This is a genomic window from Nonomuraea sp. bgisy101, assembly GCF_057708945.1.
Genome location: NZ_JBYITD010000053.1, coordinates 43,258 through 54,862 on the forward strand (window position 1 = coordinate 43,258; position 11,605 = coordinate 54,862).

The window sequence follows — 11,605 nt, forward strand, 5'->3', positions numbered from 1 at the left end:
TGGAGAGGTTGGTCACAGGTGGGACACGGCTCAGCCGGCGCGCGACGGCTCGTAGGCGTGAAGGAGCAGCCGTTCGGCGTCGTCGAGGTAGATCTCGAGGAAGGTGGCCGCCTCGTCGGCCCGCCCCGCGGCCATCAGCTCCAGCAGCTGCCTGTTGCGCTCGACGAACGGCTCGTGCAGCACCCGGGGGTTGTGCATGACGTGGAAGACCAGGCGCAACTCGGCCAGCAGCTGCCGCATCGCCTCGTTCAGCCGAGGGCTGCGGTGCAGCGCGACCAGCGCCTGGTGGAAGCGGCTGTTGGCGGTTCCGACGTCCTGCCAGCGGCCGGCCATGGCGAACCGCTCGGCCTCCTCGACCGTCTCCTTGATCAGCGCGAGCGCCTCCAGGGAGGCGGCGCGCCGTACCGCGGCCCCTTCGAGGATCCTGCGCATCTCGTAGAGGTCGGCGACGTCGGCGGCCGAGAGGACGCGTACGAAGACGCCACGGTTGAGCTTGTGTTCGAGCAGCCGCTCGTGGCCCAGGAGCCTGAAGGCCTCGCGCAGGGTGTTACGGGAGACGCCGAGGGCGCTGCCGATGGCCTCCTCCGACAGCCGCTGCCCCGGCGCGAACAGTCCCTCGATGATGTGCTCGCGCAGAATGTCGGCCACCCTTTCGGCCGTGCTGCTGCGGCCCAGACGGACCCGTTCGTGTTCAAGCGCCGCCACCGCGTCATCCACAAGTGACAGCGAATCATCGAACAAAACTCTTGTCGAATTGTTCAACGATCCTTAGATTCAAGGAAACACCCCCCTTCCCACCTAGGAGCGATGACATGCACCAGACGCGGCGAGTGATCCTCGCCAGCCTGATCGGCACGTCGCTGGAGTGGTACGACTTCTTCCTCTACAGCACGGCGGCGTCGCTGGTGTTCGGCAAGTTGTTCTTCCCGACGTTCGACCCGCTCAACGCCACCCTGCTCGCCCTGGTCACCAACGCGGTCGCCTTCGTGGCCCGCCCGCTCGGCGGCATCGTCTTCGGCCACTTCGGCGACAGGGTCGGCCGCAAGACGGTACTCGTGGTCACGCTGCTGGTGATGGGCGTCTCCACGTTCCTCATCGGCGTGCTGCCCACCTATGCCGCCATCGGCGCGGCCGCCCCTGTCCTGCTCGGCCTGCTCCGGTTCGTCCAGGGACTCGGCCTGGGCGGCGAGTGGGGTGGTGCGGTCATCATGTCCATGGAGCACGGCGAGCCGGGACGGCGCGGCTTCAACGCGAGCTGGCCGCAGGTCGGCGTGCCCGCGGGCTTCATCCTGGCCACGGCCCTGCTCGGCATCCTGGACGCCACCATGTCGGAGGCCGCCTTCCTGTCGTGGGGCTGGCGGGTGCCGTTCCTGCTGTCGGGCGTGCTGGTCCTGGTCGGCCTCTGGGTCCGCGTGAAGATCACCGAATCGCCGCTGTTCGCCGAGGTCGAGCAGAAGGGCGTGAAGGCCAAGATGCCGCTGATCGAGGTGCTGCGCACGCACCCGCGCGCGCTGCTGTCGGCCTTCACCGCCCGCATCGGCGTGGACGTCGCCTTCTACACCTTCACCATCTACATCCTGCTCTACATCACGACCGTGCTCGGCATGGACCGCTCGGTCGGCCTCAACGCCGTTCTCATCGGCTCGGCCTGCCAGCTGGTGCTGATCCCGCTGTTCGGCGCGCTGTCCGACCGGTACGGCAGGCGCGCCGTCTACCTGGCGGGCGCGATCGGCGCGGCCGTCTGGGTGTTCGTCTTCTTCCCTCTTCTCGACACCAGGTCGTTCCCGCTCATCGTGGTCGCCGCGGTGGTCGCCCTGGTGACCCACGCGGCGATGTACGGCCCGCAGGCCTCCTTCATCGCCGAGCTGTTCAGCACCCGCCTGCGCTACAGCGGCGCGTCGATGGGCTACCAGGTGGCGGGCATCGTGGGCGGCGGCATCGCGCCGATCATCGCCCTCCACCTCTACACCACCTACAAGACGACCACCGCCGTGTCGATCTATGTGGTGATCGCTCTGGCGATCACCGCCTTCGGCCTCGCGATCGCGCCCAAGAGCGAGGACGTGGACAGGCCCGTTCCCGAAACCATCGCATAGCCGCGAAAGGGGCGTGGGCGGCGGCTGCCACCGCCGCCCACAAGGGGGCTCGCGTGAGAATCGTCCTGATCGTCAACGCCGCCGTGGTCGCGTCGACCATCCTGATCGGCCTGGTCGGCGGGCTGGAGAGCACCAGTGGAGTACGCGCCCGGCGACCCGCAGTCGGTCGTCGTCCCCTCGAGATGACTCAGAAGTAGACGCCGCAGCGCAGGATGACGTTGGCGTACGGCCGGGCCTCCCCCGTCCGCACCACCAGCCGCACCTCCTTGGACATGCGTTTGAGCTCCTCGTGCGGCACGTGCTCGAGGCCGGGCAGCCGGTCGGCGAGCAAGGCCGCGCAGGAGGGGTTGGCCTCGGCCACCTCTCCTGCGGCCACCGCGCCCTCGACGACGAGTTCGGCCAGCAGCCCGTCGAGCACCTCGGCGAAGGACGGCACGCCCGGCACGAAGGCCAGGTCGACGGTCGTGACGCCGGGCGGGATCGGCATCCCGCTGTCGCAGACCAGCACCTGGTCGGTGTGACCGAGCGCGGCCAGCCGCCCCGCCAGGGCGGCGTTGAGTATCCCCGTGCGCTTCACAACTCCTCCAGCCGCGGGTACGAGCTCTGCGCGCCTTCGCGGCGCACGGCGGCCGCGCCCACCCTCGCGGCGAAGGCCGCCGCCTCGGGCAGGCCGTCGCCGCGGGCCAGCCGCCAGGCGAGCGCACCGGTGAACGCGTCGCCCGCGCCCGTGGTGTCGACCGCCTCGACGGCAGGGCTCGGCACGGCGGTGACGGCGGCCCCCGCTTTCTCCGCCACCACGGCGCCGTCCGCGCCCAGTGTCACCACCACCGACCTCGGCCCGAGGGCGAGCAGGTCACGCGCCATCCCGGCCGCGCCGCGAACCGCGCCCCGCCCCCGCTCGCCGTCCCCGTCACCGGCCGCGTCGCCGGCGGTGCCACCAGTCGGGTCGCCGGCGGTGTCACCCGTCGGGTCGCCGGCGGTGTCACCGGTCGTGTCGCCGGCGGTGTCACTCGTCGGGTCGTGAGCCGCGGCGCGGCCGGCGGAGGCGCCGCCGAGCAGGAACGCCGCCTCGTGCTCGTTGACCACCAGCGGATCGGCGAGCGACAGCAGCTCGGCCGGCAGCTCCCTCGGCGGCGAGGCGTTGAGCAGCACCCGCCGGGCGGCACGGGCCGCCGCCGTCACGGTGTCGAGCGGGATCTCCAGCATCAGCGAGACCACCGACGCCTCCTCCAGCAGCGGCGCGGCGCCGACCACGTCCTCCGGGCTGAGGCGGGCGTTGGCGCCCGGCGAGACGATGATGCTGTTGTCGCCGTCGGCGTCGACGGTGATGAGCGCGACGCCGCCGGCCCCCTCGGTGGGCAGCACGTGCCCGGTGTCGACGCCCTCGCCTGCGAGCCCTTCGGCCAGGCGCGTGCCGTACTGGTCGGTCCCGGTCCTGGCGAGCAGGGCCACGTGCGCGCCGAGCCTGGCGGCGGCGACGGCCTGGTTGGCGCCCTTGCCGCCGGGAAAGATGTCCAGGTCGGAGCCCATCACGGTCTCCCCGGGCGCGGGGCGCCGCGCCACCCGGACCACCAGATCGGCGTTGACCGACCCCACGACCACCACGTCCACGGTCAGCCCGTGAACTCGGCGATGTTCTCCTTGGTCGCGACCTTCACCGGCACCGCCACGACCTTCTGGATGCTCTCGCCCTTGGCGACCTTGACCGCGTTGTCGACGGCCTGCTGGCCGAGCAGCTTGGGCTGCTGGGCGATGCTCGCGGCGAGCGTGCCGGCCTGGATGGCCTTCAGCCCGTCGGGGGTGCCGTCGAAGCCGACGACCTTGACCTCCTTGCCGGCCTTCGCGCCCAGGGCCTTGATCGCGCCGAGCGCCATCTCGTCGTTCTCAGCGAAGACACCGCTGATGTCGGGGTTCGACTGCAGGAGGTTGGTCATGACGTCCAAGCCCTTGGTGCGGTCGAAGTCCGCCGGCTGCTGCGCCACCACCTGGATGTTCGGGAAGGCCTTGATGCCCTCGCTGAAGCCCTGGCCCCTGTCGCGCGAGGCGGAGGTGCCGGGGACGCCCTGGAGCACCACGACCTTGCCCTTCTCGCCCATCTGCTTGGCCAGTTCCTGCGCGGCCAGCTTGCCGCCCGCGACGTTGTCGGAGGCGACGGTCTGCGCGACCTCGGCGCCGTTGACGCCGCGGTCGACGGCGATCACCGGGATCTTGACGCGGTCGGCCGCCTTGACGGCGGGCGCGGCCGCGTCGGAGTCGACCGGGTTGACGATGATCGCCTTCATGTTCTGGCTGGTGAAGTTCTGGACCTGGTTCACCTGCTGGGAGGCGTCGTTCTGGGCGTCGGTGACCGTCAGCGGGACGCCGAGCTTCTTGGCCTCCTCCTCCGCGCCTGCGCGCAGCTGGACGAAGTAGGGGTTGTTCAGCGTCGAGACCGACATGCCGATCTTGACGTCGCCCGCGGCGCCGGGGGCGGTGGTTCCGCCGGAGCCGCCCGAACCGCCGGAACCGCAGGCGGCGAGACCGAGTGCGAGCGCGGCGCCTGCCGCGATGATGCCGAGTTTCATGATGGTTGCTTCCCCTCAGTTGGCTGATCTGCGGCGCAGGGTGTCGACGAGGACCGCGAGCGCGATCACCACACCGATCACGACCTGCTGCCAGAAGGCGGAGACGGACAGAAGATTGAGGCCGTTGCGCAGGACGGCGAGGATGAGCGCGCCGACGAAGGTGCCGAAGGCGCGGCCCTTGCCGCCGGACAGGCTCGCCCCGCCGATGACGACGGCGGCGATGGCGTCGAGTTCGTACCCGGCCGCGGCCTGCGGCTGGGCGGAGGCCAGACGGCTGGCCAGGACGATGCCCGCCACGGCGGCGAAGCCGCCCGACAGGGCGTAGGTGACGAGCTTCATCCTGTTGACCTTGATGCCGGACAGCCTGGCGGCCTCCTCGTTGCCGCCGATGGCGTACATCGCGCGGCCCACGTAGGTGCGGTTGAGGATGACCGCGGCGATGACACCCATGACGACCATCACCAGGACAGGCACCGGCAGGTATCCGGCGATCGTGTCGCCCACGTGGGAGACCTCGTCCGGCATGGCGATCGGGCTGCCCTGGGAGATGACCAGCGCGAGGCCTCTGGCGATGCCGAGCATGGCCAGGGTGGCGATGAAGGGGGGAAGCTTGCCGTACGCGATGAGCGCGGCGTTGGCCAGGCCGCACACGACGCCGACGGCCAGTGCGATCAGCGTGGCCAGCGGCCACGGCAGGCCCGAGGTCGTGGACAGGTAGGCCAGCGTGATCGCCGACAGCGCGGCCACGGAGCCGACCGACAGGTCGATGCCGCCCGTGATGATCACGAAAGTGGCGCCGAAGGCGAGGATCGCGGTGACGGCCGCCTGCACACCCACGTTGAGCAGGTTGCTCACGCTGAGGAAGTCGCTGGACAGCAGCGACAGCGCGACGGCCAGGACCACGAGCGCGACGAGCGCGCCGTTCTCCGAGAGCCAGACTCTCGTCTTACTGGACACGAGTACCCTCCACCTCGGCGACGGCCAGCGCCATCACCGCGTCCTGTGTCGCCTCGTCGGCGGGGAGCTCGCCGACGAGTCTGCCTCTGGCCATGACGAGCACCCTGTCGCTCATGCCGATCACCTCGGGAAGATCGCTGGAGATCATGAGGACGGCGTGGCCCGAGGCGGTGAGTGAATTGATCAGTTGGTAGATCTCGACCTTGGCGCCCACGTCGATGCCGCGGGTGGGCTCGTCGAGGATCAGCACGCTGACGTCGGCCAGCAGCCACTTGCCGATGACGACCTTCTGCTGGTTGCCGCCGGAGAGCGTGCGGACCTCCTGGCCCAGACCGCTCATCCGGACGCCGAGCTGTCCCGCGACCTTGGCCGCCGCCGTGCGCTGTCCCGCGCGGTCGACGAAGCCGGCGTGGGTGGCCCTGCCGAGCGTGACCAGGCCGAGGTTCTCGGCGATGTCCGCGCCGAGCAGCAGCCCCTGGCCCTTGCGGTCCTCCGGCACCAGGCCGAGGCCCGCCGCCATCGCCCCGTCGATGTCGCCTGGCCGCAGCCGCCTGCCGTCGACCTCGACCTGGCCGGAGTCGTAGCGGTCCGCTCCGAAGATCGCTCTGGCGACCTCGGTACGGCCCGCGCCGACCAGGCCCGCGAGCCCGACGACCTCGCCCGCCCGCACCTCGAAGGAGACGTCCTCGAACGCGCCGCGCCTGGTCAGCCCTTCCACCTTGAGCAGCGCCTGCCCCGGCTCCTCTGCCGCGCGCGGGTACTGCTGGTCGATCGGCCGGCCCACCATGAGCCTGACCAGTTCGTTCTCGGGCGTGTTCGCGGGCACCTCGGCCACCGACCGGCCGTCGCGCAGAACCGTCACCGTGTCGCCGATCTGGGCGATCTCCTCCAGGTGGTGGGTGATGAACACGACGGCCACACCCTGGTCGCGCAGCTGCCTGACGATGGCGAACAGCTTCTCGACCTCGCTGGTGGTCAGCACGGCCGTCGGCTCGTCCATGATGAGCACGCGCGCGTCCAGCGCCAGCGCCTTCGCGATCTCCACCATCTGCATGCGGGCGATGCCGAGCGAGCCGATCCTGGTGCGGGGGTCGACGTCGAGGCCGACCCGGTCGAGGAGCTCCTTGGCCTTCCTGTGCATCGCATTGACGTCGACGAAGCCGAACCTGCGCGGCGGGCGGCCCAGCGAGAGGTTCTCGCCGACGGTCAGGTCGGGGACCAGGTTGAACTCCTGGTAGATCGTCGCGATGCCGAGCCGCTGGGCGTCGCCCGCGGTGCGGATCTCCACCGGCCGCCCGTCGAGCACGATGCGCCCCTCGTCCGGGTGGTACGCGCCGGAGAGCATCTTGATCAGGGTGCTCTTGCCGGCGCCGTTCTCGCCGAGCAGCACGTGGACCTCGCCGGTGCGCAGCTCCAGGTCCACCCCGTCGAGCGCGAGGACGCCGGGGAACCGTTTGCGCAGGCCCTCGACCCTGAGGATCTCCTGGTTCATCGGTGACTCCTGAGGAGAGGCCGGGCTTCGGCCCCTGGGTGGGATCGGGATCGCGACAGGGCCGTCCAGGCCCGAGCGGTGCGGTGACCTTTCCTGTTCCGCCTCACAGCGACCCCTCTCTTGGTGTGGTTCTGGTGTTCGGGCGGGCGACAGCCACGCCGGTCTGCCCGGGATCGGGTGGGGAGGACGTCAACTCAGGCCCCCTTCCTCTCGCAGGACCTGCGGATGACCAGCTCGGCGGGGAGCGCGACCGACTCCCCCGTCCTTCCCTCGATGCGGTCGAGCAACAGCCGTACGGCCCGGCGGCCCAGCTCGGCGGTCGGCTGGGCGATCGCGGTGATCGGCGGGTCGACGTGGACGAACCACGTCACGTCGTCGAAGGAGGCGACGGCCACGTCGTCGGGGACGCGCAGGCCTCTGGATCTGATCTCGTCGAGGCCGCCCAGTGTCATCAGGTTGTCGCCGAAGAAGATCACTTCTGGGGGTTCGGCCAGGTCGAGCAGGTGAGCGGTGATCGCCCTGCCGCTGCCTTCGCGGAAGTCGCCCGCGGCCATGTACTCCGGCCTGACCTCGAGCCCGGCCTCGGTCATCGCGGCGGCGAACGCGTCGGTCCGCTCGCGGCCCGTGGAGAGGGTCGCGGGGCCCGAGGCGAAGGCGATCCTGCGGTGGCCCATCGCTTTGAGGTGCGCCACCAGCTCGGCGATCGCCTTCGCTCCGTCGGCGCGCACGTACGGCACGTCGAGGCCGCTGATCGTGCGGTCGAGGAAGACCAGCGGCCTGCCGGTGGAGACGAGCTCCTGCACGAGCGGGGTGACCTCGGCGGTGGGGCAGATGAGCAGGCCGTCGACGCGCTGCCCGACGAGCGTGCGCACGTAGTGGTCCTGCTCCTCGGCCCGCTCGTCGGCGTTGCCGATGATGACGGTGTAGCCCGCGCGCCTGGCCTCGTCCTCAACCCCCCTGGCCAGCTGGGTGAAGAACGGGTTGAGGATGTCACCGATGATGAGGCCGAACGTCCTGGTGGCCTCGGTGCGCAGCGAGCGGGCGACGGCGTTGGGCACGTAACGCAGCGCGGACATGGCGGCGTAGACGCGGTCGCGGGTCTCCGCGGTGACCGACGGGTTGTCGTTCAGCACGCGGGACACCGTGGCGACCGAGACGCCCGCATGTGCGGCCACGTCCTTGATGCGTGCCATGCGTCCTCCATGAAATCGATTACATCACCTTAGGTAATCGATTACATGGAAGTAAACGGCAAAGTTTGTGACCCGCGTCACATTTGTCCGAATATTTAGGCTGATGCGGAGGCGGCTTTGGCCGTACTCCAGCGGCCGCGGAAAGCGAGCATGGACACCAGGAAGACGACCTGGCCCGCGAGCGCGACCAGCAGCCACGCGCCCCATCCGCCCACGGCGACCACCTGGGGCGACACCAGCAGCAGGACCACGATCATGACGCGGACCACCATGCCCCAGATGCCGAGCGCGGCGCCCTGCAGGCGCGGCTCGACGTCCTCCGCGTCCTCGGAGAAGTTGGCCATCCACGGCACGTAGGCGACGCCGAGCACCAGGAACAGCGCCGCGTAGACGGCGGTGACCACGGCGCCGGAGGCGCCCTGGCCGATGAGCGCGACGAACGTGCCGAGAGCGGCGATCGTCAGCACCGTCCCGACCAGGGTGAACGGCTTGCGCAGCTGGAGCCGGTCGGACAGGCGGCCCACGGCGATCACCGCCACGGCGTTGAGCACGATGCCGAGCGCGACCACGCCGTTGGCCTGCGCGGCGGTCATCCCGAACGCGTCGACCATGATGGTCTGCCCGAAGATCGCGAAGGTCCAGTAGAGGATCTGCCAGCCGGTGTTGCCGAACACGTGCGCCCACAGGTGGGGGTGCCTGAGCAGTTCGCGCACCTTGCCAGGGTCGACCTTCTCCTCCGCCGCCACCTCGGACTCGGCGGTCAGCACCTGCGCCCTCAGCGCGGCCGAAGGCTCGGCGATCTGCCAGATGATGATCGCGCACAGCAGCAGCGAGACCCCGCCCATGATGACGGCCTGCGACTGCCAGGCGTTGTCGAAGATCGGCAGCGTCACACTGGCGATCGCCGAGGCCAGGAAGGAGGCGCCGACCGGACCCCACGTCCAGAACCCGAAGGCCTGCGCCCTGCCCATCCGCGGCGAGAAGTCGCGCACCAGGCTGGCGGTGATCGTGATGGCCGCGCCTTCGATGAACAGCATCAGGCAGCGCACGAAGAACAGCCCGCCGACGGTGTCGACGGTGGCCAGCAGGAAGTTGCACGCCGCCGTGACGGTGAGGGTCGGCACCAGCAGCGTCACCCTGCCCCACCGATCGGACAGGACGCCGCCGATTCCCGCCGAAAGCCCGCCGACCAGCACGGACAGCGCCGCGATCAGGCCGTAGACCTGCAGGGACATGCCGAGGTCCGCGCGCAGGAGGGGAAGGATCGTGGCGAGGGTGATCTCGAAGTTGGCCACCAGGCTCGCCAGGACGGCGACCGCCAGCAACCTGATGCGGCGTGCGCCGACGGGGTAGACGGTGAGCTCGCGGACGTAGAACGGTTTCATACCCCAACCTCCAGGTGGCGGAAGGTCGCTCTAGAACTCGCTTCTACTATTACGATGTGACATCACGATGTGATCTCGGTCACAGGACTGCCTGGTGAGACTGGTGAGGTTGTAATGCAATCGCCGCCGTTTTCGAGCACGCGGCTTTCCAAATAGCCATAAACTCCGCGCCGTGAGCCTGCCTGTACGTGAACGTTCCCCCCGGCCCGGCGGCGGTCGCCACCGCCGGCCCGTTCCCACGTCCCTGCCACCGGACGCCCCCGTCCTCGTGCTCGTCAATCCCGGCGACGCCGGCGACCTGGCCGCGGAGATCGCCGCGCTGGTCCGGGTCGACAACCCGCACATCGAGGTGCGGCTGGCCACGCTGCATGACCTGGCAGACCAGCTCCCCCAGGATCGCGGCGCGATCGTGGTCCCCCTGACGCTCTGGTCCGACCCCCGCGTCACCGAAGAGATCACCAAGACCATCGCCGCGACCGGCGGCGACGCCACCGTCACCGACGCTCTCGGCCCCCACCCGCTGCTGGCCGAGGCCCTGCACATCAAGCTCGCCGAGAAGGAGCTCGCCAGGGCCGACCGCATGCGGCTGCTCAGCGTCTCCAGCCCCGTCGACGCCGTCATCCTCGGCACCGTGGGCGGAGAGCATGCCGTACACGCCGCGCAGGCCACCGCCGTCCTGCTGGCCTCCCGCCTCACGCTGCCCGTCGTGGCCGCCTCGCTCGACAGCGACCCGGGCGTAGCCGTCGCCGCCGAACGCCTGCGCGCCGCCGGCGCCGCCCGTCTGGCCATCTCGCCCTGCCTGATCGGCCACGAGACCGGCGCCTCCGCCCTGGAGTCGGCCGCCGCGACCGTCGACGCCGGCTACGCCGACCCCCTGGGAGCCCACGGCGCCGTGGCCGAACTTGTCGCGCGCGCTTACGGCAGTCAACTGGCGACTTGACAACACTTGTGAAGATCGTCCTATAAGGGTTACCGTCTGCGCATGCGCAGCGTCCACGTCACCGGCAAGCGGCTGGGGCTGCGCGAGGTCTCGGCCGTGGACGTCGACGCGTTGCACGCGGTCTACGGGGATCCCGCCGCGACCCAGCACCTGCCGTTCGACCCGCGGACCCGCGCGGAGGTCGTCGACATCGTCGACGAGGCGGTCGCGGCGGCCCAGGCCGACCCCCGCCGGCTGTACGTGCTGGCCGTCACCGAGACCGAGGGCCACGTGATCGGCGTGGCCCGTCTGCACATCGAGGCCGACCATCCGCACAGCGCCGAGATCGGCCTCGGTCTCAGGCCCGACCTGTGGGGGCGCGGCATCGGCACCGACCTGTTCAGGCTGGTGCTGACCTTCGGATTCAAGGAGCTGGGGCTGCACCGGCTCTGGGGCGCCCGCTCCCCCGCCAACACCGCCGCCCAACTGGCCATGCTCGTGGCAGGGATGGTCGAGGAGGGCCGCATCCGCCACCACGTGTCGACTCCGGACGGCTGGCGCGACTCCATCGTCCACTCCGCCCTCTCCGACGAATGGCCCGCCGACCGCGCCCTCTGACCCGGCCCGCGTAGCCGGGCGCCGTCCGCGCCGTCTTCCCTCAGGTCCGCCTCCGTACGGCAGCGGACCTGCGCCTTCCCCTGGCACGCCGACAAGCCGCCCCTCAGCACGGTGCGGTGATCGAAGGCCCCCATACACCTTTCAGGGGCACCGACACGGCGTATCGCAGGACTGCTCACGAACGGTTCGTACGGGCGAATCGCGGCCTGTCCAGACGCCGACGACCCCGTGGCGGGACACGGATTGCCCCGACGACTACGGGATTCCGGCAAATCGTTCATACATTCCGCTATTGGCATGAAAGGGACATGTAAGTCGGTTCGGCTAGAAATCACTCGTAGCTCAAACGAGCTCACACCGAGCCCACTAAAGGAGAAACCG

12 protein-coding genes are annotated in these 11,605 nt (G+C 70.2%); 4 read left to right on the forward strand and 8 right to left on the reverse strand.

The features are described from left to right. Nucleotides 1-30: 30 nt before the first annotated feature. On the reverse strand, nt 31-717 hold the full coding sequence (locus tag AC3EO4_RS51100) for a GntR family transcriptional regulator (RefSeq protein WP_431903326.1): 687 nt from the start codon (nt 715-717) through the stop codon (nt 31-33). Between the two features lie 95 nt (nt 718-812). Between AC3EO4_RS51100 and AC3EO4_RS51105 the strand changes: the two genes are divergently transcribed. Together AC3EO4_RS51105 and AC3EO4_RS51110 are read left to right on the forward strand one after the other, a co-directional pair. Next, entirely contained in the window at nt 813-2,096 is a 1,284-nt protein-coding gene (locus AC3EO4_RS51105; RefSeq protein ID WP_379574452.1) for an MFS transporter, read from the forward strand. A gap of 53 nt (nt 2,097-2,149) precedes the next feature. Further along, nucleotides 2,150-2,293: a hypothetical protein gene (locus AC3EO4_RS51110; protein ID WP_431903328.1), complete on the forward strand. Its 144-nt coding sequence runs from the start codon at nt 2,150-2,152 to the stop codon at nt 2,291-2,293. On the opposite strand, the gene rbsD is transcribed toward AC3EO4_RS51110, so the two are convergent. The 7 genes from rbsD to AC3EO4_RS51145 all read right to left on the reverse strand — a co-directional run bounded on the left by rbsD (nt 2,284) and on the right by AC3EO4_RS51145 (nt 9,687). Then, complete coding sequence (rbsD, locus tag AC3EO4_RS51115; protein ID WP_379574451.1) at nt 2,284-2,673, reverse strand: D-ribose pyranase; 390 nt, start codon at nt 2,671-2,673, stop codon at nt 2,284-2,286. The two genes, AC3EO4_RS51110 and rbsD, sit on opposite strands and share 10 nt — an antisense overlap. After that, entirely contained in the window at nt 2,670-3,707 is a 1,038-nt protein-coding gene (locus tag AC3EO4_RS51120; RefSeq protein ID WP_431903330.1) for a ribokinase, read from the reverse strand. Before AC3EO4_RS51120 ends, rbsD begins: the two co-directional genes overlap by 4 nt. Nucleotides 3,708-3,709: 2 nt before the next feature. Beyond that, on the reverse strand, nt 3,710-4,660 hold the full coding sequence (locus AC3EO4_RS51125) for a substrate-binding domain-containing protein (protein WP_379574449.1): 951 nt from the start codon (nt 4,658-4,660) through the stop codon (nt 3,710-3,712). A 15-nt stretch (nt 4,661-4,675) separates the two neighbouring features. Further along, nucleotides 4,676-5,617 carry an ABC transporter permease gene (locus tag AC3EO4_RS51130; protein ID WP_379574447.1) on the reverse strand — a complete coding sequence of 314 codons (942 nt, stop codon included), beginning with the start codon at nt 5,615-5,617 and terminating at the stop codon, nt 4,676-4,678. Then, nucleotides 5,607-7,109: a sugar ABC transporter ATP-binding protein gene (locus AC3EO4_RS51135; protein WP_431903333.1), complete on the reverse strand. Its 1,503-nt coding sequence runs from the start codon at nt 7,107-7,109 to the stop codon at nt 5,607-5,609. Before AC3EO4_RS51135 ends, AC3EO4_RS51130 begins: the two co-directional genes overlap by 11 nt. 194 nt (nt 7,110-7,303) lie before the next feature. After that, entirely contained in the window at nt 7,304-8,302 is a 999-nt protein-coding gene (locus AC3EO4_RS51140) for a LacI family DNA-binding transcriptional regulator (RefSeq protein WP_379574445.1), read from the reverse strand. Nucleotides 8,303-8,397: 95 nt separating this feature from the next. Continuing rightward, nucleotides 8,398-9,687 carry an MFS transporter gene (locus AC3EO4_RS51145; RefSeq protein WP_431903335.1) on the reverse strand — a complete coding sequence of 430 codons (1,290 nt, stop codon included), beginning with the start codon at nt 9,685-9,687 and terminating at the stop codon, nt 8,398-8,400. A 172-nt stretch (nt 9,688-9,859) separates the two neighbouring features. Here AC3EO4_RS51145 and AC3EO4_RS51150 point away from each other — a divergent pair, with 172 nt between their 5' ends. Together AC3EO4_RS51150 and AC3EO4_RS51155 are read left to right on the forward strand one after the other, a co-directional pair. Continuing rightward, the gene (locus AC3EO4_RS51150) at nt 9,860-10,627 is read left to right on the forward strand and encodes a sirohydrochlorin chelatase (protein WP_379574443.1); all 768 of its coding nucleotides are present in this window, start codon (nt 9,860-9,862) and stop codon (nt 10,625-10,627) included. Nucleotides 10,628-10,669: 42 nt separating this feature from the next. Next, entirely contained in the window at nt 10,670-11,224 is a 555-nt protein-coding gene (locus tag AC3EO4_RS51155; RefSeq protein WP_379574442.1) for a GNAT family N-acetyltransferase, read from the forward strand. The last annotated feature ends 381 nt before the right edge of the window (nt 11,225-11,605 follow it).